21 protein-coding genes are annotated in these 24065 nt (G+C 63.6%); 5 read left to right on the plus strand and 16 right to left on the minus strand.

The window, feature by feature from the left end; all coding sequences use genetic code 11:
* Window positions 1-33 precede the first annotated feature (33 nt).
* Window positions 34-960, minus strand: coding sequence for a helix-turn-helix transcriptional regulator (locus tag ACRECS_RS14615; protein WP_431583680.1), 927 nt, complete (start codon window positions 958-960; stop codon window positions 34-36).
* A 243-nt stretch (window positions 961-1203) separates the two neighbouring features.
* Here ACRECS_RS14615 and ACRECS_RS14620 point away from each other — a divergent pair, with 243 nt between their 5' ends.
* Together ACRECS_RS14620 and ACRECS_RS14625 are read left to right on the plus strand one after the other, a co-directional pair.
* The gene (locus ACRECS_RS14620) at window positions 1204-3552 is read left to right on the plus strand and encodes a TonB-dependent receptor (protein ID WP_431583681.1); all 2349 of its coding nucleotides are present in this window, start codon (window positions 1204-1206) and stop codon (window positions 3550-3552) included.
* Window positions 3553-3591: 39 nt separating this feature from the next.
* The gene (locus tag ACRECS_RS14625; RefSeq protein ID WP_431583682.1) at window positions 3592-4764 is read left to right on the plus strand and encodes a DUF3089 domain-containing protein; all 1173 of its coding nucleotides are present in this window, start codon (window positions 3592-3594) and stop codon (window positions 4762-4764) included.
* A 22-nt stretch (window positions 4765-4786) separates the two neighbouring features.
* Here ACRECS_RS14625 and ACRECS_RS14630 read toward each other — a convergent pair whose 3' ends face one another.
* Window positions 4787-5911, minus strand: coding sequence for a hypothetical protein (locus ACRECS_RS14630; RefSeq protein ID WP_431583683.1), 1125 nt, complete (start codon window positions 5909-5911; stop codon window positions 4787-4789).
* A gap of 99 nt (window positions 5912-6010) precedes the next feature.
* On the opposite strand from ACRECS_RS14630, the gene ACRECS_RS14635 reads away from it, so the two are divergent.
* On the plus strand, window positions 6011-6973 hold the full coding sequence (locus ACRECS_RS14635) for a LysR family transcriptional regulator (protein WP_431583684.1): 963 nt from the start codon (window positions 6011-6013) through the stop codon (window positions 6971-6973).
* Here the strand turns inward: ACRECS_RS14635 and map are convergent.
* The 12 genes from map to ACRECS_RS14695 all read right to left on the minus strand — a co-directional run bounded on the left by map (window position 6951) and on the right by ACRECS_RS14695 (window position 19522).
* Window positions 6951-7742, minus strand: coding sequence for a type I methionyl aminopeptidase (map, locus tag ACRECS_RS14640; protein ID WP_431583685.1), 792 nt, complete (start codon window positions 7740-7742; stop codon window positions 6951-6953). The genes ACRECS_RS14635 and map overlap by 23 nt on opposite strands.
* Complete coding sequence (locus ACRECS_RS14645) at window positions 7739-7951, minus strand: ParD-like family protein (RefSeq protein ID WP_431583686.1); 213 nt, start codon at window positions 7949-7951, stop codon at window positions 7739-7741. Before ACRECS_RS14645 ends, map begins: the two co-directional genes overlap by 4 nt.
* 539 nt (window positions 7952-8490) lie before the next feature.
* Entirely contained in the window at window positions 8491-8919 is a 429-nt protein-coding gene (locus tag ACRECS_RS14650) for a DUF6869 domain-containing protein (RefSeq protein WP_431583687.1), read from the minus strand.
* A gap of 104 nt (window positions 8920-9023) precedes the next feature.
* Window positions 9024-9947, minus strand: a complete 924-nt coding sequence (locus tag ACRECS_RS14655; protein WP_431583688.1) for an FAS1-like dehydratase domain-containing protein — start codon at window positions 9945-9947, stop codon at window positions 9024-9026.
* Entirely contained in the window at window positions 9947-11098 is a 1152-nt protein-coding gene (locus ACRECS_RS14660) for an acyl-CoA dehydrogenase family protein (protein WP_431583689.1), read from the minus strand. Before ACRECS_RS14660 ends, ACRECS_RS14655 begins: the two co-directional genes overlap by 1 nt.
* 1 nt (window position 11099) lies before the next feature.
* Complete coding sequence (locus ACRECS_RS14665) at window positions 11100-12737, minus strand: acyl-CoA dehydrogenase family protein (RefSeq protein ID WP_431583703.1); 1638 nt, start codon at window positions 12735-12737, stop codon at window positions 11100-11102.
* On the minus strand, window positions 12712-13929 hold the full coding sequence (locus ACRECS_RS14670) for a CoA transferase (protein ID WP_431583690.1): 1218 nt from the start codon (window positions 13927-13929) through the stop codon (window positions 12712-12714). The genes ACRECS_RS14665 and ACRECS_RS14670 overlap by 26 nt, the downstream gene beginning before the upstream one ends.
* Window positions 13929-15098 carry an acyl-CoA dehydrogenase family protein gene (locus ACRECS_RS14675; protein ID WP_431583691.1) on the minus strand — a complete coding sequence of 390 codons (1170 nt, stop codon included), beginning with the start codon at window positions 15096-15098 and terminating at the stop codon, window positions 13929-13931. Before ACRECS_RS14675 ends, ACRECS_RS14670 begins: the two co-directional genes overlap by 1 nt.
* On the minus strand, window positions 15091-16296 hold the full coding sequence (locus ACRECS_RS14680) for an acetyl-CoA acetyltransferase (RefSeq protein ID WP_431583692.1): 1206 nt from the start codon (window positions 16294-16296) through the stop codon (window positions 15091-15093). The genes ACRECS_RS14675 and ACRECS_RS14680 overlap by 8 nt, the downstream gene beginning before the upstream one ends.
* A 21-nt stretch (window positions 16297-16317) precedes the next feature.
* Entirely contained in the window at window positions 16318-17763 is a 1446-nt protein-coding gene (locus ACRECS_RS14685; RefSeq protein WP_431583693.1) for a hydroxymethylglutaryl-CoA synthase family protein, read from the minus strand.
* An 11-nt stretch (window positions 17764-17774) separates the two neighbouring features.
* Entirely contained in the window at window positions 17775-18611 is an 837-nt protein-coding gene (locus ACRECS_RS14690) for a MaoC/PaaZ C-terminal domain-containing protein (protein WP_431583694.1), read from the minus strand.
* Entirely contained in the window at window positions 18611-19522 is a 912-nt protein-coding gene (locus ACRECS_RS14695) for an SDR family NAD(P)-dependent oxidoreductase (RefSeq protein ID WP_431583695.1), read from the minus strand. The genes ACRECS_RS14690 and ACRECS_RS14695 overlap by 1 nt, the downstream gene beginning before the upstream one ends.
* A 109-nt stretch (window positions 19523-19631) precedes the next feature.
* Between ACRECS_RS14695 and ACRECS_RS14700 the strand changes: the two genes are divergently transcribed.
* Complete coding sequence (locus ACRECS_RS14700) at window positions 19632-20426, plus strand: IclR family transcriptional regulator (RefSeq protein WP_431583696.1); 795 nt, start codon at window positions 19632-19634, stop codon at window positions 20424-20426.
* Between the two features lie 12 nt (window positions 20427-20438).
* Here the strand turns inward: ACRECS_RS14700 and ACRECS_RS14705 are convergent, their stop codons facing one another.
* Both ACRECS_RS14705 and ACRECS_RS14710 read right to left on the minus strand, forming a co-directional pair.
* Window positions 20439-20951 (minus strand): hypothetical protein, encoded by a 513-nt coding sequence (locus ACRECS_RS14705; RefSeq protein WP_431583697.1) that lies wholly within the window; start codon window positions 20949-20951, stop codon window positions 20439-20441.
* Between the two features lie 127 nt (window positions 20952-21078).
* The gene (locus tag ACRECS_RS14710; RefSeq protein WP_431583698.1) at window positions 21079-22806 is read right to left on the minus strand and encodes an N-acyl-D-amino-acid deacylase family protein; all 1728 of its coding nucleotides are present in this window, start codon (window positions 22804-22806) and stop codon (window positions 21079-21081) included.
* A gap of 464 nt (window positions 22807-23270) precedes the next feature.
* Between ACRECS_RS14710 and ACRECS_RS14715 the strand changes: the two genes are divergently transcribed.
* Window positions 23271-23915: a helix-turn-helix domain-containing protein gene (locus tag ACRECS_RS14715; protein WP_431583699.1), complete on the plus strand. Its 645-nt coding sequence runs from the start codon at window positions 23271-23273 to the stop codon at window positions 23913-23915.
* Window positions 23916-24065: the final 150 nt, after the last annotated feature.

The raw sequence follows: 24065 nt of genomic DNA on the forward strand, positions 1-24065 counted from the left end.
GCCGGCGAAACGCTTATGGTCCTGGCGGATCGATTATGCCGGCCGCACTATTTGTGTCGCGGCATCGCGCGCGACCGACGGGCTCATCCCGAAATAGGCCTTATAGGCGAGCGAGAAATTGCTGAGATGGCCATAGCCGCAGCGCTCGGCGATCTCGCTGACCGACAGGCTTTCCTCGCCCAGCCAGGTGCGTGCGCTTTCCATCCGCTCCTTTTGCAGCGCCTGGCCGATCGTCTCGCCATAATAAGCGCGGAACGCGGTGTTCAGCCGGGTCCGGTTGGTGCCGACCGCCCGGGCCAGTTCGGCGACGCCGGGCGGCTGATCGAGATGCTCGGCCAGGATCGCCCGGACCTGCTGCACGCGGCGTACCTCGCGCTCGGTCAGGCCATGATCGTCGGAGCGCTTGAACTGGCTGATGAAGAAATCGAGCAGCAGGCAGGTCAGCTCGTCGATCTTGGCGCGCTTGAACCGCTCCTGCGTCCAGGGCGAACGGCGCGCGTCGAGAATGTCCGCAGCACAAAGCGCCGCGGCGCGCGGCAGCTGATAGCGCCGGAACAATAGCCGCTGCGACAGGAAGTCGCTGGCCGCGCGCACCTCCTGCCCTTCATCCTCGAACCCGGCGATCCGGCCATTGCCGAGGCGCGGGAAGAACAAAGTGACCGAGCGTTCTTCGGTATCGTCGAGAATGATCTGGCGCTTGATCACCCCCGACGGCTGATGAGCGATCACCAGGCATTCTCCGGCAATCTCGGAGGTCGGCGCATCGTTGAATTGATATTCGCCGGCGCCGCTCAGCTGCACCTTGAAGGTCAGCTTATCGTCACCGACCAGCTGCTCGTCGATCCGCTCACGCGAACGACCATCGATCACCACGCCGCTGATCTCGTCATCGCGGCGGAAATGTTCGAAGCGCCCGCTCACATAATGCGGGACCTCTCCATGTAGTTCTGCGAACGCCATTGATCTTGCCTCGGGTCAGCACGTGCCAGGCGTCAGCTTCGCATGGAAGCCGGTCGATGCCAAATACGGCCGGCATGGTCGATTTTCTGCGCGCGCCATAAGCAAGGCGCAGCTCCGCATAACAACGTCCGATCAAAAGGCGTGGATGAGTGATCACGTTGAATTACCCAAAAAGGCGACGCGACCCCCAATCAGGCGCGGCGTACCAGGGCGAGGGACGCCCGGTTGGGACGGAGGGACATTATGCGACATCATCTTAGCAGCACCGCCTGGACCGCGCTCGCGCTCGCAACCATCGGCAGCGTCACCCCTTTGGCATCGGCCCGGGCGCAAACCGAGCCTCAGGGTCAGGCTCAGGCTCAGGCCCAGCTGCAGGAGGAAGAACCGCAGCCGACGGATGACATCGTCGTCACCGCTCGCAAGCGCAATGAGCGGCTGCAGGATGCGCCGCTTTCCGTCTCCGCTTTCTCGGCCGCCGACCTGCGCCAGGGCAATGCCCGCGACTTCAAGGATGTGCTGCGCAAGGTGCCCGGCGTGTCCTTCTCGGGCGCCGAACTGGGCCAGAGCCGCTACAGCATCCGCGGCGTCAGCACGACCTCGCCCAGCCCGACCGTCGGCATCTATCTCGACGACATCTCGCTGCTCGGCGTGACCAACGCGTTCAGCGGCGCGGCCGATCCGGTGTTCTTCGACTTCAGCCGGGTCGAGATCCTGAAAGGGCCACAGGGCACCCTGTACGGCGGCAGCGCCATGGGCGGCGCGATCAAATATGTCAGCCATGCGCCGGAACTGGGCAAGACTACCGTGGACACTGCCGCCGGCATATCGAGCACTGCGCATGGCGGCGTCTCCTATCAGGGCGAAGCGGTGCTCAATCTGCCGCTGTCCGACAAGCTCGCGCTGCGCACCGGCGTGCTGTATCGCAGCAATGCCGGCTATATCGACAATATCGCGAACGGCGCCGCTGTCGATGTGCGCACCAGCACGACTGCGCCGCCCGCCGCGCTGACGCCGCTCACCCGGCCTTCGCTCAGCACGCTGACCGACAAGGACCAGAATTCGGACCATGTGCTGGCGGTGAAGGCGGCGTTGCTATGGCAACCCGATGCGTCGCTCGACATCACGCCGTCGCTGTTCCGCCAGGCGTACCGCCAGAAGAATACCGGCACTTTCTGGACCAATTTGCCCGACCTGCAGAGCTCGTTCCGGCTCGCGCAGCCGACCGATGACGATCTTGGCGTCTATTCGCTGAACATGGTCAAGCGGCTGGGCGGCGTCGATCTCACCTCGCTGACTGCCTATGTCGACCGCTCGGTGAAGTTCGACCGCGACTATTCCTTCTATATCGCGACGCTGGTTCCCGCGCTGTACGGCGTCACTTCGCCTAACGCCTCGAACAGCACGACCAAGACCTTCAGCCAGGAATTGCGGGCGGCATCATCCAACCCGTCCGCACGGCTGCGCTGGACTGCCGGGCTTTATTATTCGCATCAGCGTGACGAGCTCGACCAGACGGTCAACTCGATCGGGGTCGGCGCCTTGCTCGGGACCGGCACCGATACGGTCTATCACGGCAATACGGTGAGCAAGCTGACGCAATATGCCGCCTTTGCCGACCTCACCTTCGAGATAGTGCCGGGCCTCGATGCCACCGCTGCGTTGCGCTATTTCCACCTCAAGCAGACGATCGACACGCGCGGCAATGGTGTGCTGAATGGCGGCGACACGCATGGGGCGGCAGAGACCAGCCAGAGCGGGGTCAATCCGAAGTTCGAGCTCGCCTATCGCGCCAGCCGCGACGCACTGCTCTATGCCAGCGCGGCCAAGGGCTTCCGCCCCGGCGGCGGCAATCCTTTCGCCGTGGCGCCGGGCCAATGCCAGGCCGATCTGGCCAATCTCGGCCTGTCCTCGGTGCCGATCAGCTATCGGTCGGATTCGCTCTGGACCTATGAAGTCGGCAGCAAGAACCAGTTCCTCGATCGCCGCCTGACCCTCAACGCCGCGGCCTTTCGCACCGACTGGAAGAATATTCAGCAGAATGTCTTCCTGCCGGGCTGCGGCTTCTCGTTCAGCGGCAATGTCGGCGGCGCCAGGATCAAGGGCGCGGAACTGAGCAGTCAGTTCGTGGTCGATGGCCTGACGCTGGGCGTCGCGGCCAGCTATACCGACGCCAGGATCTCCCGAAGCGCGACCGGCGTCTCCGCCAAGGTGGGACAGCCAGTGCTCGACACGCCGAAATGGATCGCGAACGCCAATATCGCCTATCACTTCCCGCTCGGCGGCGACGTCACCGCAACGGCGCGGGCCGATTATCAGTATCGCAGCTCAAGCTTGAGAATGTTCGAGGACAGCTTTGTCGTGACAACCCCGACCGGCCCGGTCTCGGCCAGCAACTTCACGCAGCGGCAACAATCCTATGACGTGGTCAATCTCGGCGTGCTGATCGACACCGGTTCCTGGCAGGTCGATCTGTTCGTCAACAACCTGCTCGATAAAGCGCCGCTGCTCGACCATAATGTCGTCAGCGGGATCGAGGGCGCCATCACGCTGCGGCCGCGAACGATCGGCCTGGGCGTGCGCCGGCAATTTTAGGATCTGAACCCAGGGATGCGCGGCTGGAGGATAGCGAAGATGGCGGGGTTGCTCGCTCTTACCGGGGGCGGCGCGGCCATCCTGCTTGGCATGGCCGGTATCGGCCCGGTCGCGACCGTCATCGCGACCTTCGGGTCGCCATCGCTGCCGTTCGACGCGGCGCATGTTCCGCCCGCGCCCGATTACGCCCGGGCCGATGCATGGCTGGCCTGGCCGGGTCGTGGCGGGCTCGAACGCTCGACGACGTCGGGCGTGACCGCGGTCGATGAAGCGAGTGCACCAGCCGATGTCTTCTTCATCCATCCGACCACCTATCAGCAAAGCGATGTCTGGAACGTCGCTTATGATCACGCGTCGGAGTTCGACCCCGCCGTCCTGCTCGGCCAGGCCAGCGCGTTCAATGGCTGCTGCCGCATCTTCGCACCGCATTACCGCCAGGCGTCATTGCGCGCACTGGACAAGAGCCGCCCGGCGGTGGCGCTGGCCTATGCCGATGTCGCACGCGCCTTTCGCTATTTCATTGCGCATGAGAATAACGGCCGCCCCTTCGTGATCGCCGCGCACAGCCAGGGCGCGATGCATGCGGTCCGGCTGCTCCAGGCGGAGATTCTCGGCACGCCGCTCCAGGCGCGCCTGGTCGCGGCTTATGTGATCGGCGCCTATGCCCCGTCGGACTTCGGCACGATCGGCCTGCCGGTCTGCGACGGCCCGCGCCAGACCGGCTGCATCCTGTCCTGGAACACCAGCCAGACCGGGCGCACCGGCGCCTTCCAGCTGGTGCGCGACAAGACCTATTGGTGGCGCGACAGCGAAAAGAGCAGCGGCCAGCCACCCGCCATCTGCGTCAATCCGCTAACCTGGCGTCAAGCGGGTGCCGCGCCTGCCACCGCCAATCCCGGCAGCCTGCCCTTCCCCAAGCCGAACGCCGACGAGGCGAACCGGGCCCTGCCTGCCCTCATACCGCACCTGACCGGCGCGGTGTGCGACGAAAGCCTGCTCAAGGTCGATATCCCCTGGTCGGCGCCAAGCGGCTTCCACGACGCGCTGAGTGCGCTCTATGGCAGCTATCATCTCGGCGATTACGGCATCTTCTATGCCGCGATCCGAAGCAACGCGGCGGAGCGGGTTGATGCGTGGAAGGCGCAGCAGCCTGTCCCAAATAGCGGACGCGTCGCCCCGAGAGTGGATGATCGCGGGGCGTCTTCCATATGAAACCACATGATGCTGGCTGGCATCAATCCGATGAACGGCCGAGTGTTGCAGGGCCACCCGCTTCGAAAATGATCGGGTTCAGGCGAACGAGCCGATCGTTCACCCGCCTGAACACATGCAAACGGCGATCCTCAATGCTTTCGGCGATGATGATATCGCGCGATACGAACGCCGCGCCCTGAGCCCAGGCGCCGATTTTCGCCCTGTCCAGAACCTTCAGCTTGCGATCCCGGATCGCCAACAACACCACTTCACTATTGGGGGAATAGAGCGGATCGGCATGATCGATCGTGCTCATATTCTGATTGGCGGTAACTGCGAAAAGCCCGTCCGACGAACAATCAATGCCTTCGGGGGACGGCCCGACGCTCACCGTATCTATTGCCCGTGGCGGCGCGGCGCGAAGATCGATCAGGCTGACCGTATCGATGTCCCCCGAAACCGTCCCGTAATTTCCGACCACCGCATATCCGGTGTTGCCGCAGACGGCGATCGAGGCCGGATAGAGCCCGGTGCTGATATCCCGGTACGGCGTCGGCTCGATCTGCGGCCCGTGCCATCGAAACAGCCCGATACGATTGCCGCCGGCAAAGGTGATCGCCAGCGACTGACCATCCGGCAGGAAAGCCACGGCCAGCGGACGAGAGCCTTTTTCGAACCGTATACGATCGACGATTTCGGCGCGTTGACCCTGCACACGCAAAATGGTGACACTTGCGTCGTCAGCGTGCGTGACGATCAGGGTCGCGCCATCCGGGCTGATCGTTGCGGCGGTCGCCTCCGCGCCGAGATGGAGCGTCTGCACCAGTCGCGGTGCCGGGCCAGTCAGGTCAATGACCGACAGGGTATCGATCGGGCCGAGCTTTTGCGGCGCGCCCTCCTTGCGCCCATTGCTCGCCGCGACGAACGCCAGCCGCCGGTCGGGCGTCATCGCAATCGAGGTCGGTGGGCCCTGAAAGCTGACCGGCACAGTCACCGTCCCCAATTGTCGCGGCTCGCCCGATGCGAAATCGAGGAACACGACCTGATCCGGGGTGATAGCCTCCGGCGGCACCGCCTCGCTTCCGACCAGTCGGGCATCCGCCTCCAGGCCAATCGCGACGATAGGATCGCTTGCAGCTGCGGGCGAGGCGGCGAACAGGCTCAAGGCCAGAAATATCCGTTTCAACATGGCCAGTTGTTCGGGGTTTTCCAGCGCTGGCGGTAGGGGGTGGCGATCGAACAGGCTGTTCACTAAAAGTGAGCAATGGATCGTGAAAATCTTTCTCAGCTGAGCATCTTCGTCGCTGTCGCCGGAGCTCGCGGGTTTCGCGACGCCGGGCGACGATTGAATTTGTCGTCTTCCGCGATCAGCCAGTCGATCGCGCGGCTGGAAAAATCGCTCGGCACGCGTCTGTTCGAACGTTCGACGCGCAGCGTCCAGCTTAGCCCCGAAGGCGAACAGCTTTTCGCCGAGGTGGCGCCGGCGCTGACGCGGATCGATGCCGCGCTGGATGCCAGCCGGACAAAGCCCGGCTCGATTCACGGTCGCTTGCGCATCACCGCGCCCCGAATTTGCGCGGTTCATCTGCTGAAGGATCGCTTGAACGCGTTCACCCGCTCCTATCCCCTGGTCGAGCTTGAGATCAACGTCGATGACGACGCGGTCGACATCATCCGCGCCGGTTTCGATGCGGGTATCAGGCTCTATGAACAATTGGAGCGCGACACGATCGCAGTGCCGATCGGCGGCTCTCAACGTATGATCGCGGTCGCGTCACCCGATTTCATCGAGAAATACGGGCGGCCGGCGCACCCCCGCGATCTGCTCGAAATGCCTTGCATTGCCCTGCGCCTGCAGAGCGGAAGGCTCTATTCATGGGAGTTCGAGAAAGACGGCACGGCATTGAGCGTCGCGGTGCATGGTCCGCTGACCGTGAACGACGACGACCTGGCGCTGGCCGCCTGCCGCGATGGAACGGGTGTCGCGTTTCTGTTTGAGGAAACTGTGCGTGAGGATGTGGCGACCGGCCGGCTGATAACCTTGCTCGACGACTGGACCCGGCCCTTTTCCGGCTTCTATCTCTACCATACGGGACATCGTCATGTGCGCCCACCGCTCCGCGCCTTTATCGACTGGATGCGGGAGCCTTCTCGCCACCGCCGCGCCGATGAGAAGGATGTCGCGGCATTCCACAGTCCCGCCCCTAGTGGCGTGCCTGGCCTCTGACCGGTCCTGAGCCGCACTCACCAGGGCGCAGCGTCAGTACCTCCACGCCGGAAGCCGTGACGGCAACGGTGTGTTCGAACTGAGCGGAGAGCGACCCATCGCTCGTCACCACCGTCCAGCCGTCCGCCTCGGTTTTCACGCTCCGCCGGCCACGATTGAGCATCGGCTCGATCGTAAAGACCATACCCTCACGGAGGGGGAGCCCGGTTCCAGGCTTTCCGAAATGCAAGATCTGCGGTTCCTCATGCATTTCCCGGCCAATGCCGTGGCCGCAATATTCGCGCACCACGGAATAACCATTCCGTTTGGCATGTCGTTCGATCGCCCAGCCGATATCTCCGATCCGCGCGCCCGGGCGAACCGTCCGGATACCCATCCACATCGCGTCATAGGTGGTCTGGACCAGCCTCTTCGCGGCCGGGTTTACGTTGCCAACGAGATAGGTCTTGCTGGAATCCGCAATATAGCCGTTCTTTTCGAGCGTGATGTCGAAATTGACGATGTCGCCGTCCCGAAGCACGTCCGATTGCGACGGAACGCCGTGGCAAACCACATCGTTCACCGAAGAATTCAGCACAAAGCCATAGCCATATTGGCCTTTGCTCGCGGGCCGGGCCTGAAGGTCCTGAACGATGAAACGCTCGACCATATCGTTAATCTGAAGTGTCGATTTACCGGCCAGCGAGGTTCGATCCAGCAACTCGAACACGGACGCCAGCAGCCGGCCGGATTCGGCCAGCAACGCCAGTTCCCGAGGCTGTTTCGTCATGCTTCGCTTAAGACCAGTGATGGGGCCGAAACGCCCGCTGACCGAAGCTCGCGTTCGATGATCTCCGCGAAACTGAGCGTCGGATTGGTTTCGCAGAGCATGCCGACCTTGATCCAAAAGGCGGCCTGCGCATTGATCGACCGATACGATACCTTGCTCGCTCTACGCAGCTGATCGTGCAGCTCATCCTCTATGCTTACGATGCCCATTGAGATTTCCTATATGATTCGCATATGGATCATATACATTCCGTATAGAAAAAACCAAGGCCGCAGCGGGAAGAGATGAAACAGAACGGTGTCCCATATCTCTACCTCTCGCCGCGACGATTAGCTGAAATATGGAACAAGCGGTGTCCCATATCTCGCCGCGGCAGCCGCCTGGAAGATGGAACAACCGGTGTCCCATATCTCAACTCCTCGCCACCGCCGACGCCTGAATATGGGGTAACCCTCCCACCGCGGCGACCGCCTGAAATACGGAACAACCGGTGTCCCATATCTCCCCGTCCCCTCCCCGCAGCGCTGTCGCCGACGGCGATTCAACCATCGCACAAGATCAGGCATCTCATCGCTTGCCGGACTGATATCGGCGCGCTCTTTCTCAGTGTTGAGACCAGGATTGCCACAGCGCTAACCGCGCAGTGCCACTGTGCTTGACCTGAGCTGCCAGCGCGTTTCAAGTCGAATTGATCCCCCGTCCTCGGCTCGTTTCGAGCCCTTCGAAAAGCGGAAATGGCGAAGGTCGGCTAACCCTCGGAAGCCCTCACCCAGTAAGAGCGATCGGCAATGCTTTCAACGCGACCCCAGAGATCATCGGGCATCATCAACTGCCAGACGCCGCCGAGTGCCCACGCCATTCGTCGATCGCTCCGGGCCTCAGCTTCAACCCTGTCGATGAAGCTCCCCCCGTGATAGCCCAGAAGGTCTTCAAGCGGGCCTGCCGCTACGCGGCCTACAACTCGCTGTGCCTCGGTTTTCTCAACCGCAAACAGATCATTCTCTGAATACTGGCTGATGACACGTCGTATGACATCCCATGTCAGCTCCGGGTCATCCTCTGGAAGTTCGAGCATGGACATGCCGTCCGCTTGCACCTGTTCTGGTGCATCGGCATGAGTGGCATAGCGCCCATAGGCAATCCAATCGGCGACGATCTGCTCAGCTGACATGTCCATTTCGTAACCCTAGCAGAGCATCGATCGTCCGCTAAAGAGGCATTGCAGGCCCGACTTTGAGTGGCGCTAATCCAGCGTGCTTCAGTGCGTACTTGGCTCCACGCTTATGAATCCATGGCCTGGGCATTCCGCCGGATCGCCACGCGCGCCCGCACCGCGACGCTCCCGTCATCGCGTTGCGCGACAAGCTCGACCGCATCACCATCGGCGCGCGCCAGCAAGTGCAACGCCTGCCCGGCAAAGGCAGGCGTTAGCGCCTTGAACGAAAGACCGCCGATCGCGTCCGGCCCGATATGCTGTGCGGCGAGATCGAGCAGCAATGTCGCGATCAGCGGACCATGGACCACCAGTCCGGGATAGCCTTCCATACCTGTCGCATAGGGCAGGTCGTAATGGATCCGGTGGCTGTTGAAGGTCAGCGCCGAATAACGCTGCAGCAGCGCCGGGCCGGGCGTGAGCGTACGCCGCCAATCCCATCCGTCGAGCTCTGCGCCACCGGTTGCCGGCAAGGGCATTGGCACGGTCGATGCCGCGCGATAGACGATCGTCTGGCGCTCGCCGATCGCATCGACCCCGTCCGCCCGTGTGAGATGGTCGATCTCGACAAAAGCCAGTGGCCCGCTGCTGCCCTGTTTCTCGCTGATCGCGGCAATGGTCGATACGCGCTCGATCGCCGCGCCGACCGCAATTGGCCGCAGGAAGCGCACCTCGCTCGCCGCCCACATCCGGCGCGGCAGATCGACAGGGGGCAGGAAACCGCCCTTGACCGGATGCCCGTCCTCGCCAAGCGCGTCGGTGGGCGTATCGGGCAGGCAGAGGCACCAGTGAAATCCCGGCGGCACGGCCGGGCCATCGCCGGGGCGATCGCCGGGGTGATCGCCGGGGTGATCGCCGGGGTGATCGCCGGGGTGATCGCCGGGGTGATCGCCGGGGTGATCGATCGTCGCCCTAAAGCGCGCGACTGCACCCGCCGTCACCACATCTTCGGCATGCGCCTCACGACCAATCCAGGCAGTCGGATCGGCCATCAATAGGACCGCGGCAGGCCAAGCACATGCTCGGCGAGATAGGACAGGATGAGGTTGGTCGAGATCGGCGCGACCTGGTAAAGCCGCGTCTCGCGAAACTTGCGCTCGACATCATATTCGGCGGCAAAGCCGAAGCCGCCATGCGTCTGGACGCAGGCCTCGGCCGCCGCCCAGCTCGCCTCCGACGCCAGCAACTTGGCGATATTGGCTTCCTCGCCGACATCGCCGTCCGCTTCATAGTTGCGCAGCCCCTCATGCACCATCAATTCGGCCGCGCGCATCTGGGCATAGGCACGGGCAAGCGGGAAGGCGACGCCCTGATTCTGCCCGATCGGCCGGCCGAACACCTTGCGCTCCCCGGCATAGGCGACCGCCTTGTCGAGGAACCATTTGGCGTCGCCGATACATTCCGCGGCGATCAGCAAGCGCTCCGCGTTCATGCCCGACAGGATGTAGCGGAAGCCCTTGCCCTCCTCACCGATCAGGTTGGCGACCGGGACCGGGACATCATCGAAGAAGATCTCGGTCGTCGCATGGTTCATCATCGTGTCGATCGGGCGGATCGTCAGCCCCTGCTCGCGCGCCGCGCGCATATCGACGAGAAAGACCGACAGGCCCTCGGTACGTTTGGCGACCTTGTCCCGCGGCGTGGTCCGCGCGAGCAGCAGCATCAGGTCGGAATGCTCCGCGCGCGAAGTCCAGATCTTCTGTCCGCTGACGATGTACTGATCACCCTCGCGCCGCGCGAAAGTCTGGATCGACAACGTATCCGTGCCGCTGGTCGGTTCGCTGACCCCGAACGCCTGGAGCCGCAAGTCGCCCGATGCGATGCGCGGCAGATACTCGGCCTTTTGTGCTGCCGAGCCGTACCGCAGCAAGGTGCCCATGATGTACATCTGCGCATGGCAGGCGCCGCCATTGCAGCCCTGGCGCTGGATTTCCTCGAGGATCGCGGCGGCCCCCGACAGCGGGAGCCCCGCGCCGCCATAGGCCTCGGGGATCAGTGCTGCGAGATAGCCGGCGCGGGTCAGCGCATCGACGAACTCGCCGGGATAGGCACGGTCGCGGTCCTTGGCGCGCCAATACTCGCCGGGAAAATCGCCACACAGCTTGGCGACTTCCTCGCGGATCGCGCCATGATCGTGATCCATCTCAGTTCCGCTCCTGCAACCGGCCACGCGCGATCACCTGCGCCTGGATCTCCGCTGCGCCCTCGAAGATATTGAGAATGCGCGCATCGCACAGCACCCGGCTGATCTCATATTCCAGCGCATAGCCATTGCCGCCATGAATCTGCAGCGCGGCATCGGCATTGGCCCAAGCGGCACGTGCGGCGAACAGCTTGGCCATCCCCGCCTCGATATCGCAGCGCCGGCCCTTATCCTTCTCGCGCGCCGCAAAATAGGTCAGCTCGCGCGCCACCACATGATCCACCGCCATCATCGCCAGCTTGTCCGACACCCGCGGGAAATCGATGATCGGCCGCCCGAACTGGCGCCGCGCGACCGCATAGCCGAAGCCAAGCTCGAACGCGCGCCGCGCCACCCCGACCGCGCGCGCGGCGGTCTGGATGCGTGCGCCTTCGAAAGTCCGCATCAGCTGCTTGAACCCCTGCCCCGCTTCGCCGCCAAGCAATGCGTCGGCCGGCGCGAACATGCCGTCAAAGGCCAGCTCATATTCGCGCATCCCGCGATAGCCGAGCACGTCGATCTCGGTACCGGTCATGCCCGATGCGGGAAACGGAACGCCCTCCGACCCGCGCGGTTTGGGCACGAGGAACATGCTGAGCCCGGCATAGCCCGGCACATCGCTGCTGGTCCGTGCGAGCAGCGTCATCAGGTCGCTGCGCGCGGCATGAGTGATCCAGGTCTTGGCACCGGTGATCGACCAGCCGTCCGCGTTGCGGGTCGCACGCGTGGTCAGCCCGCCAAGATCGGATCCTGTGTCGGGCTCGGTAAAGACTGCGGTCGGCAGCACCGCTCCGCTCGCAATCCGCGGCAGCCATTCGGCCTTTTGCGCATCGGTCCCGGCGAGCGCGATCAGTTCGCCGGCAATCTCCGAGCGCGTGCCGAGCGATCCTGCGCCGATCCATCCCCGGCTCAGTTCCTCAGTCACCACGCACATGGTGAGCTTGCCCAGCCCGAGCCCGCCATAGGCTTCATCGATGCACACCCCGAACGTACCAAGCGCCGCCATCTCCGCGACGATCGCATCCGGGATCAGCGCATTGTCGAGGTGCCAGCGATGCGCGAACGGCAGGATGCGCGCCTCGGTGAACCGGCGAAACTGGTCGCGCACCGCATCGAGCGTCGGATCGCCAAGCGTCTCGGCAATACTGTTGCCGGCGCGCAGGCGCTCGACCAGCGCCGCGCGATTGGATGCGCTGTTCCCGGACGTGACGAACCGCGCGACCGCATCGTCCTGCATCAGCGTGGTGGCGGCAGCGGCAATGCCGAGATCGGCCGGGCGGCAAAACTCATTCTGCCCCATCGGAATGCCGCCCGCGAGCTGCGCGAGATATTCGCCGAAGCCGATCTCGACCACCAGGGCTTCGATCGACCCTGGCCCGGCGCACGTCTCGGCCCAGCGCGCGAGTGTCCTGAGCGCGGTCAGCGTCGTCTCGATCCAGGCATAGCCATGCACCGCGCGCTGCTCGCGATCGATCGCCCGCGGGTCGACCATGCCCTCCACCACCACCCGCGCCCGTACCGCCGCCAATGCGGTGGCGGCATAACGCTCCGCCGCGTCGAGCGCGGCCGCCACCTCAGGCACTGGCGACCACGCCGGCATCATGCAACCGGCCAATCTCACCCGAGCCGAGACCAAGCACATCGGCCAGAATCTCGTCGCTATGCTCGCCGAGATAGGGGGCACGCACCGGCGTCAGCCGCTCCGACTGCGGCAATGTCGCCATCGATCCGGCCACCGGATAGGTCATATCGCTCGGCTGGGCGATGCTGGAGAAAATCGGGTTCTGCGTGACCATTACTGGATCGGACGCCGCCTCGACCGTGGTCTTGTACGGCCCCCAGCAGCACCCATTGGCATCGAATGCCGCGCAAAGTTCGCCCGCCTGGCGCCTGGCGAAGGCGGCCTCGACCAGCGCGAACAGCGCGCCGCGATGATCGAACCGCGCCCCTTCGTCGGTCGCGAAGTCAACGCCATGCGCCGCCTCGATCCGCGCGATCGCCTCGCCGACCCCGAGCGTCTTGATCAGGCCGGCCCATTGCCGGGTCGTCAGCGCCATGATCATCAGCCGCTTGCCGTCACCGGTCACGAAGTCGCGCCCGAACGAGCCGTACAGTGCATTGCCGTAACGCTGCCGGTTGACGCCGGTGTGGAGCACTTCGGCGACCTGGCCCAAATTGGCGATCGTCGCGATCCCGACATCGGCGAGCGGAATGCGCACTTCCTGCCCCTGTCCGGTGTCGCGCCGATGCCGTTCGGCGGCGAGCAGCGCGAAGGCGGAATAGGCACCGGTCAGCAGATCCCAGGCCGGCAGGACATGATTGACCGGCCCGCCTTCATGACCGACCGGGCCAGTGAGGTTGGGAATGCCGAGCGCCGAATTGACCGTATGATCGAACGCAGTGCGGCCATCGGCCTGACCCATGATGCGCACCGTGATCAGGTCCGCGCGCCGTTCGACCAGCCGCTCATGCGCGAGAAAACCGCCAACCGGAAAATTGGTCAGGAACACGCCGCCATTATCGCCCGGCGCGGTCGCCAGCGCGACGAGCAATTCGCGACCCTCGGGACGCGACAGATCGAGCGCAACCGATTTCTTGCCCTTGTTCAGTCCTTCCCAAGCGAAGCTTGCACCATTGTCGGCAAGCGGCCAGCGCTTGAAATCGGGGCCGCCGCCAATCTGGTCGACGCGGATCACCTCCGCCCCCATCTGTGCGAGATACAATCCGGCAGTGGGCGATGCGATGAACGATGCCGCCTCGACCACGCGCAGCTTGCCGAGCAAATCGTACATCAGGCAGCACTCGCAAATTCGCGCAGCATGTTCTTGGCGATCACCAGCTGCAGGATCTGAGTCGTCCCTTCATAAATGCGATAGACCCGCGCATCGCGGAAGAAACGCTCGGCCTCATATTCGGCGAGATAGCCCGCACCGCCGTAAATCTGCACGCAGCGATCCGCGACACGGCCGCACATTTCCGACGCGAACATCTTGGCGCTCGCCGCCTGCACCAGCACGGCCTCGCCGGCATCGGCCCGGCGCGTCGCATCGGCGATCATGCATTCGGCGGCGTAGATCTCGGCCTGGCTGTCGGCGAGCATTGCCTGGATCAGCTGGAAATTGGCGATCGGCTCACCGAATGCCTTGCGTTCGGTCGCGTAGCGCGTCGCGGAATCGAGGATCCGTCGCGCATAGCCGGCGCTCGCCGCCGCGACTGAAAGCCGGCCATTGTTGAGGCTCTGCATGGCGATCAGGAAGCCCTTGCCTTCCTCGCCGCCAAGCAACGCGTCCCCCGCGACATGAACATCCTCCATGACGATGTCGGCGATGTGCGATCCGGCCTGCCCCATCTTCTTGTCCGACTTGCCGACGCTGACGCCCGGTGCATCCATCGGCACGAGAAAGGCACTGACATGCGCGTTCTTGGGCAAGGCTTCCTTGCTGGTCCGCGCCATGATCAACGCGACCTTCGCGAGCGGCGCATTGGTGATGTAGCGCTTGGTGCCGTTCAGCACATAGCCATTGCCCGATCGCACGGCGGTGGTCGCCATCGCCGCCGAGTCCGATCCGCTGCCCGGCTCGGTCAGCCCGAACGACGCGATCTCGCCCGCGGCAAGGCGCGGCAACCAGTACGCCTTTTGCTCCGCCGTCCCGCTCTTAACGATCGCCGAACAGGTCATGCCGATATTGATCGATGTGATCGAGCGATAGCAGGGCATGGCATAGGAAAGCTGGCGGATCGTCTCGACATATTGCGAGACGTTCATGCCTGATCCGCCATACTCGACCGGCATGGTGATCCCGAACAGGCCCATCTCGCGCATCTCGGCAAGGATGTCGTCGGGAATGCAATCGGTCTCCACGATCTGCTTTTCCGCCGGGATCAGGCGTTCGCGGACATAGCGTTTGAGCTGATCGATGAACGCCTCGAACACATCCTGGTCCATTCCGGTGTCAGGCATCGGCCATCCCCACAATTGCGATCGCACAAACATTCTGGTTGGGCATGCCGCCCAGATTGTGGCTGAGCCCGAACACCGGCGGCGTACTGCGCTGGCGCGGGCCGGCGCGACCGAGCAGCTGGAGATAATTCTCGTAGATCATGCGCAGGCCCGATGCGCCGATCGGATGACCGAAGCATTTGAGCCCGCCGTCGATCTGGCATGGCAGCGTTCCATCGGCATCGAAGAACCCGTCGAGCACATCCTTCCAGCCCTCGCCTTCCTTGGAAATGTGCAAATCCTCCATCGTCACCAGTTCGGTGATCGAGAAACAGTCATGCACCTCCATCAGGCTGATCTGGCTGCGCGGGTCGGTGATGCCGGCTTCCTCATAGGCACGGGTCGCGGCGATCCGCGTGGTGGGGAAATAGGCGCCGTTCCAGCCCGATCCCTGCAATTCCCAGCCATTGGAAGTCGCCACCTGCAGCGCCTTCACCGTGATGATGTCGGTCTTGCCCAGCGCGCGGGCGATCTCCGGCGTGGTCACGATCGCGCAGGCGGCGCCATCGGACACGCCGCAGCAATCGAATAACCCGAGTGGCTCGGCGATCATCGGCGCATTGAGCACCGTGTCCATGCTCACTTCCTTCTGGAGATGCGCCTTGGGATTCTTCGCGCCATTGGCGTGGCTCTTGACCGAGACATGCGCCATCGCCTGTTTCAGATCGTCCTTCGACACGCCGTGCTGTGCGCGATAGGCCGAGGCGAGCTGCGCGAAATTGCCCGGCGCGGACCCGGTGATACCGATCATGTCATGGGTCGTGCCGCGCGTCCGCACCGGCAGCCCACCATAGCCGGTGTCCTTCAGCTTCTCGACGCCCATCGCCAGCGCGATATCGGCCGCACCCGACGCCACCGCATAGACCGCACCGCGAAAGCTTTCGGTGCCGCTGGCGCAGTAATTCTCTACCTTGGTCACGCCGATATTCTTGAGCCGCAGCGCCATCGACAACGGAATGCCCGACGGCCCGATATTGACCGCATCGAACGCCGCACCCAGCCAGGCGGCGTCGATCTGCGAAGTTTCAATCCCGGCATCGGCAATCGCTTCCTCATAGGCCTCGACCATCAGTTGGTCGGCGTCCTTGTCCCAGCGTTCGCCGAACTTGGTGCACCCCATGCCCAATATCGCGACTTTGTCCTTGATCCCTCGGGCCATCGGCCAGCTCCTCACATGGTGTCAGCTGGCCGGAGCCGCTTTCCAGAAATAGCGTTTGAAATCACGCTTCTCGTCCACTGCCTTGATACGGAACATCATCCGCAACGCAGCGCCGACTTCGATCGCGTCGGGTTCGATATCGGCGAATTCGGCCATCATCCGGCCACCGCCCTCGAATTCGATGCTGCCGTAACAACTCGGCGGATCGGGCGAATAAGTCAGGCTGTCCGCGGTGTAGGTCAGGATTCGCGCCGGCCGCTCGGCGAGCGGATAATCCTCCTGCGTGCGGATCGCATGATCGTTGGGATTGACGCTGATATCGGTCTTCGGGAACTGCACCGTCCCGGTCTTGCTGCAGCGTCCGCCGACCAGCCCGAGCACCGCCTTGCGGTTGCGATAAAGCGCAGTCAGCGCAACCTTGTGATCCTGCTCCGCGCGCATCCCGCGATCGAGCGCCAGCAAACCGCGCAGCGAGAGATATTTTAGGTAATTGCTCTCTTCCCTGCGCCGCGCGAGCCAGCCTGAAACGCCGAACAATGGCTTCGCCCCGGCAATCGCATCGGTCACTTCGAACAGCAATATGTCCGCCCCCTGGCCGAAGCTAGTGACAAGGATACGCTCGCCGGGTTTTGCGCTCTCCAGTGCATGAGCCAGCATCAACGTGGCGTGCGCCGTACCGCTTTCGCCAACCGTCGCGGCCAGCGTATCGACGATCGCCGCCGGCGCAATGCCCGCCGCCTTGGCCAGCCCCTCGGCAACGCCGCGCGTAGTGATCGGTACGATCAGCCGGTCGATCGCGCGTCCCTCAAGCCCGAACTTGGCCAGCGCATCGCGGATCGCGCCGCCAAGGATTTTGCCGATCCCCTCATCGCGGACCCAACGCGTTTCCCAGCCATAATCGAAGTCTTGCCCGCTGGCTCGGAAATGGTCGACGAAATCGGTTGCGACACTGTGATGGCCGACGAACCGCGCAATCGGATTGCCGGTCCCGACCAGCAGCGCCGAGGCTGCATCGCCCTGCACCATCTCCGCCTCCGACGCGGGCAGCGCCTGGCGTTTCTCCGCGGCAAGATGAAGGACCGGCCCGCTGCCACCGGCCACAGCCTGCAGCGCGCTCAACAATGATGAGGTGCCGGCACGCTGACTTCCGGTCACATCGAGCGTGGCGACCATGTCGGACAGGTTGAGTGCTTCCTTGACTACCCCGGCATTCTGGCGATCGGCGAAAGGCAGGCTGGTCGACGCCAGCATCACCGACGCCAGCCCGGCGCGATCCACCCCGCCCAGGCAATCGCGCGCCGCCTCTACCGCCATGGTGATCGGGTCTTCGTCCCAATTGGCAATGGCGCGCTCGCCTTTGGCCAGCCCCTTCAATCCCGGCGCGAACCAGCTGTTCGCGGCATGGATCGCCGCACGCTGCAGGCGCATCCGCGGCACATAGCCGCCATAAGCAATGATGCCGGTCATTGTGTCTCCGCTCATCGATACTGCACCCGGCCATGGTTGAGCACGACCAGGTCGCGTTCCTCAACCAGGGCGCGGAACCGAGCCTCGCCCGCGCCGTCCTGCCAGATTTCGGTGCGGATCGTATCGCCGGGATAGACCGGCGCCGAAAAGTGGCAGGTCATCGATACCAGCCGCGCCGGATCATTGTCGCACAGCGCCGCAATCAGCGCGCGTCCGGCAACGCCATAGGTGCACATGCCGTGCAGGATCGGGCGATCGAACCCGCCGATGCGCGCCACCTCGGGATCGATATGGACCGGATTATAGTCGCCCGACAGGCGATAGAGCATTGCCTGGCTTCCACTGGTCGGCAGCGACACGCTGAAATCGGGCGCGCCTTCCGGCATCGGCTCCGGCGATGGCGGTGCCGGATCGCCGCCACCAAAGCCGCCATCCCCGCGCGCGATGATCGCGCCGCGCGCGGTCGCGAAGTGATGGCCATCCCCGTCGCTGATCCGGCGCGAGGTGGTGATGATCGCTCCCTTGTCTGCGCCCTTGTCGACGATCGACTCGATCACGGTCTCCGCGCTGAAGCATCCTTCAACCGGGATGGGGCCGTGAATCTCGATCGTCTGCTCGACGTGCAGAACCTTCTGCCAGGTCACGCCATAATCGGGATTCTTCCAGATAAAGCCGGGATAGGCCAGCACGCCGCACATCGTCGGTAGCGCACTGAGCTCCGCTTCATAAACGAACGGCAATTCGGTCGCGCCGATGCCGAGCGCGTAGATCATCGTGTCGCGCGAGGTCCAGTCGTGCCGCGCGGCGATCGGCGGCAATGCCTTCAGCAACGCATAGTCGAGCGGCATCAGATCGGATCCCAGCCGAAGATGTCGCCCGAGCGGTCAAGGCCGGAAAAGCTTGGCCGGAATGCGGGCAGCAGGTCGCTGGCAATGCTCTCCGCGGTCCAGCCCTCGGCACGGTGCATCGAACGGATCGGGCGCGGCTTGGAGAACAGGAAAATCTCGTTCTTGCGCACCGAGAAGATCTGGTTGGTGACCTCCGCCGATGCATCGGACGCAAGGAACGCGACGAGCGGCGCGATCTTGTCGGTCGACATGGTCTTCAGTCGCTCGAGGCGCAGCGCCTCGGCTTCGTTGCTTGCCGGGATCGTCGCAACCATCCGGCTCCACGCAAACGGCGCGATGCAGTTGGAGCGCACCCCGGCGCGCGCCATGTCGAGCGCGATCGATTGCGACAGCCCGACAATGCCGAGCTTGGCGGCGGAATAATTCGCCTGGCCGAAATTGCCGATCAGGCCGGAGGTCGAGGTGAAGTGAATGAAGCTGCCCGACCCCTGATCGCGGAAATAGGGCGTGGCCGCCTTCGACACATTGAACGCACCGTTGAGATGGACATCGATGACCGCCTGCCAGTCCTCATGCGACATTTTGTGCCAGATGCGGTCGCGCAGGATGCCGGCATTGTTGACCACCGCATCGATCCGCCCGAAATTCTTCACCGCATCCTCGACGATCGACGCCGCGCCCGCCGGATCGGCCACGCTCGCACCATTGACCACCGCCTTGCCGCCAGCATTTCTGATGTCGCTGACCGTTTCCTCGGCCGGGCCGGCGTCGCTCCCCTCGCCGTCAGCCGAGCCGCCCAGATCGTTGACGACAACCGCCGCGCCTTCTTTCGCGCAGAGCAGCGCAATGTCCCGGCCGATGCCCCGTCCGGCACCGGTTATGGCGACGACCTTGCCCTCGAGCATTCCCATCAGCGACTCTCCCACCGCGCCTTCTTTGTAAGGTCTTCTATCATCATTCCCGATTGTTATTCAACATCACGAATGGTATTCACTCATGTGAATGATTGACTGAGCTGGCATGACAATAGACCTTCCCACAAACGCGCCCTTGTCGCGTCCCTCATCCGTTGGCTCGGTGGTCCAGGCGATCGCCATTCTCCGCTATCTCGGCTCCGTGCCGGACGGGCGCGGCGTCAACACCATTGCGCGCGATCTCGGCATCAGCCCGAGCAGCTGCTTCAACCTGGTGAAGACGCTCGCCGCGGAACGACTGCTCCACTTCGATTCCGCGACCAAACGCTACACACTCGGCCCGGGCCTCGCGGACCTCGCGCAACCGTCGCGGAGCGAGAGTATCCTGTCGGCGGCTTCGCCCGCGATGCGGGATATCGCCGACCGCTTCGACGTCGCGTGCGGGCTCTGGCGCCGGGCCGCGTCCGGACGCCTCATCCTGATCGCTCTTTCGGAAAGTGTCGCGGCCACCCGAATCCATATGGTGGTCGGCCAGCGGCAACCGCTTTATGCCGGTGCGGCGGGGCGCGCGGTTGCGGCAGCGACCGGCGCGTCGCACAGCAATATTGCCGAGGGGCTCGCCGCAGTCAGATGGCAAGAAAGCCCGGACCTCAAGCATTATCTGACCGAGCTCGAAACCACGCGCCGCCGTGGTTGGGCGCTCGACCGGGACCAGTTGCTTCGCGGCGTTACCAGCGTTGCTGCGGCGATCGACACAGCAGACGGCACGGCGCGTTTCATCTTGTCCTGCACCATGTTCAGCGGCCAGCATGACGACGAGGCGATCGACGCGATCGGCGAGGCGACCCGTGAAGCCGCCGACCAGCTGACCAGCCCGGGCGTCACCGTCGCGCCGGGTTGAGCCGCGCCTGGCTTATTCGGAAGGGCAGTTTCCCGGACGCTGCTCGGTCTTGCCCGCCGCGACATACCAGGTCGATGAGCCGTCCGGCTTCGCGTCATTCTGATAGAAACAGACCTCGGCGCTCGATCCATCCGGCGTGATCGAGATCGACCAATTGTGGTAGCCGCAATTATGCTTCTCGCAGCCCCAGGCGAGCACTCGCCCGTCCTTCTTCACGATCGGCGCGTCGGGTCCGTTATAGCCAAGCACGAAATCGCGAACCTTCGCATCGGGCACAGCGGCGACCGCCGCCTTGACCCTAGGCTGCGCCAGGAAAGTCAGACCATCGACTTTCTCCGATGGATGCTTGCCAACCCAGACATCCAATGGGCCGGTCGGCGTAGCAGTGGCGGCGGCGGTATTTCCGATGGCCGCGGAATCGTTGACCGCCGCCGCATTGTCTGCGGCATTGTCGCTCGTACCACCGCCGCCGGTACAGGCCGCGACCGTAAGCCCAAGCGCGGCGATGAATCCCAATCGAAGCATTGCACATCCTCCCCGTCAGCATTGGCGAGTCGCCGCCATTCGCGCGAAGGTGACACGCGCGATGGACATACGGCAAGCTGACACCATTCGCGCGGTGTCGCGGTGCGTGATCTGATTTTGCTTGCCGCTACCGCTTGCGGCAGGCCCCCCCGCCCGGCCAGCCGGTCCAGCCCGGACCGCGCACCACCTGCCCCGGTCGGTTCGCGGTCGGCTCGCCATTGAGCAGTACAGCCTTGCCATTGACATATACGGACTGCATCCCGGTGGCGAAGGCCTGGGGCTGCTGCACGGTCGCACGATCGACAAAGGTCTTCGGGTCGAACACCGCGATATCGGCATGATAGCCGGTCGCGAGCCGCCCACGTTCCCTGATGCCGAGATTGGCGGCCGGTAATGAGGTCATGCGCCGGATCGCCTCGGCCATCGGCATGCGCCCTTCATCACGAGCATAATGGCCGACCACCCGCGCGAAGGTGCCATAGGCGCGCGGATGCGGCCGCGATTTCAGGAACGGCCCCTCAGGCGCCTGCGCGTCGGCGTCCGACCCGAAACTCATCCAGGGCAGCGCCACGGCGCGCGCGACATTCGCTTCGTCCATGATGCGATAGATGATGCCGACCCGGCTGCCATCCTCGATCACCAGGTCCATCATCGTTTCTATCGGAGAGGTGTGGCGCATCGCCGCAATCTCGGTGATGGTCTTGCCGGTCAGCGGCTTCAGCTTCTCGCTCTTGAAACCGACTGCGATCAGCCCGTCGGCGCCGCCCGAGGCAAGATACATATTCTCCCAGCCGATACCGGGCTTGCCGATCTCGTCGACCAGCCGCGCGCGGATCTTGGGATCCTTCATCCGCTCGATCCATTTCTCCAGCCCGCCGGACTGGACCCAGGTCGGCATCGACGCGTCGAGCCCCGATCCGGCAATGGTATAGGGATACATGTCGGCGGTGATCTTCAGCCCGGCCTTGCGCGCTGCTTCGACCCGCGCGATCGCGGCGTCGATCTTTGGCCAGTTATCCTTGCCGGCCTGTTTGAAGTGATAGATTTCGGCGCGTGCCCCCGTCTTGCGCGAAATCTCGATCAGCTCGTCGATCGCCTCGATCAACCGGTCGCCCTCGGATCGCATATGGCTGATGTACAGGCCGTCGCAGCGCCCGACCTCATCGACCAGCGCGATCAGTTCGGGTGTCTCGGCATAGCTGGCCGGTGCATAGATCAGCGAAGACCCCACCCCGATCGCGCCGTCGCGCATCGCCTTCGCCACCAGGCCGCGCATCTGCAGCACCTGCGCGGGTGTCGGATCGATATCCTCCTCGCCCAGCACATTCGCGCGCACGGTCGTCGCACCGATGAACGAGGCGACATTGGGGGCAATGCCGCGCTTGGTCAGCCAGTCGAGATATTCGGCGAGCGAATTCCACGCGATCGGATATTTGACGTCGCTCTGCCGGTCGACCGCAAGCCGCTTCATCTCCGGCGTCATCGGTCCGAAACTGTCGCCTTCGCCGAACACCTCCAGCGTAACGCCCTGGCGGATATCGCTGAGCCCGCGCCCGTCGGCGATCAGGGATTCGACCGCCCAGCTGAGCATGTTGATAAAGCCCGGCGCCACGGCGAGCCCTTTCGCATCCACCGTGTTCCGCGCCGTACCCGGCGCCTTCGGCCCGACATAAACGATCCGGTCGCCACGGATTGCGACATCCCCGACCACCGCCGCACCACCCATTCCGTCATAGATGGTGCCCCCTTTCAGGAGCGTATCGTACGTCGGTACCGCCGCCGTGCGAGCGGGCGCCGCTGAGCTCAGTGCCGCGGTGAGGAGAGTAAAGGCGATCGCACGGGCCCGGAACGTCATCTCGAATTCTCCCATCGGTTTTATTTCCCCATCGGTTTTATTCAAAGCCCCGAGCATCAATTCGATCGAACCAACGGTCCAGATTGCCCTTCCCCGTCTCATTCCTTTTATAGACTGAAATCAGATCGAATAGAAAAATATTCTCCGATCAAGACAAACGTGCGACATGCCGAGGCCGCGGAAGCCTGGGGTGCGTCACGCGTCAGCGCATCGAGCATATCCGCCCCGCTCCTACACCGCGCCACACCTGTTTCGACCAGCAGAACACCCGCGGGGGCAAAGCTCCGTGAGGCACGCCTATGCCGGCCTGCCCAAGGCGTCGCGCGCACCGAATTGCACGATCGCCTTATGTGATGCTAGTTTTCACAGATGTTTATATGAGGCCTTCGTTACATGTGCCCTCAGCAGGATATTCTGTCCTGTTCAGGATGTCTGGCTGAACGGTCTGTTGGAGGTGTTCTACGATGCAAAGCGGTCAACTCACACTCGGCACAGTGCTGAAGGGGCTTCGCAGCCGCAACAACTGGACGCTGAAGCAGATGAGCGAGCGCAGCGGCATTCCGGTGTCGACCCTGTCGAAGGTCGAGCATGACCGCCTGACCCTGACCTATGACAAGCTGCAGCAACTGAGCGAGCGGCTGAATATCCGCATGTCGGAGATGTTCGCCGAGGGCGAGACTTCGACAAGCTCCGGGGTGATGGCGCGCCGCAGCATCGGCACGCTCGATCGGGCGATGCGGGTCAACACCCCCAATTACGATTATTATTATCTGTGCACCGAACTGCGCCAGAAGCGCATGATTCCCAATTTGACCAAGATCCGCGCCAAGTCGTTGAAGGAATTCGGCGACCTGGTGCGCCATGCCGGCGAGGAATTCATCTTCGTCGTCAAGGGCCGGATCGTCGTGCACACAGAATTCTACGATCCCGTGGAATTGGGTGAGGGAGAATCGATCTATATCGATTCAGCGATGGGCCATGCCTATCTCGTGGCTGAAGGCTGTGATGAGGCGGTGACGATCGGCGTGATGTCGAGCGGCGAGGACAATCTGATGACGTCGCTGATCAACATCCATGAGGAACGCACTCAGGATATCGCCGCGGCCTGAGGGCGTCGACGTAACCATTATCGGCTAGCTAGTATCACCTTTCCGTTCGTGCTGAGCTTGTCGAAGCACCGTCTTTCTGCCTCTCTGCTACAAGAGAAGAAGAACGGCCCTTCGACAGGCTCAGGGCGAACGGATGTGGTGGATCATTCA

The sequence above is a fragment of the Sphingomonas sp. genome, from assembly GCF_050725575.1.
Classification (GTDB): domain Bacteria; phylum Pseudomonadota; class Alphaproteobacteria; order Sphingomonadales; family Sphingomonadaceae; genus Sphingomonas.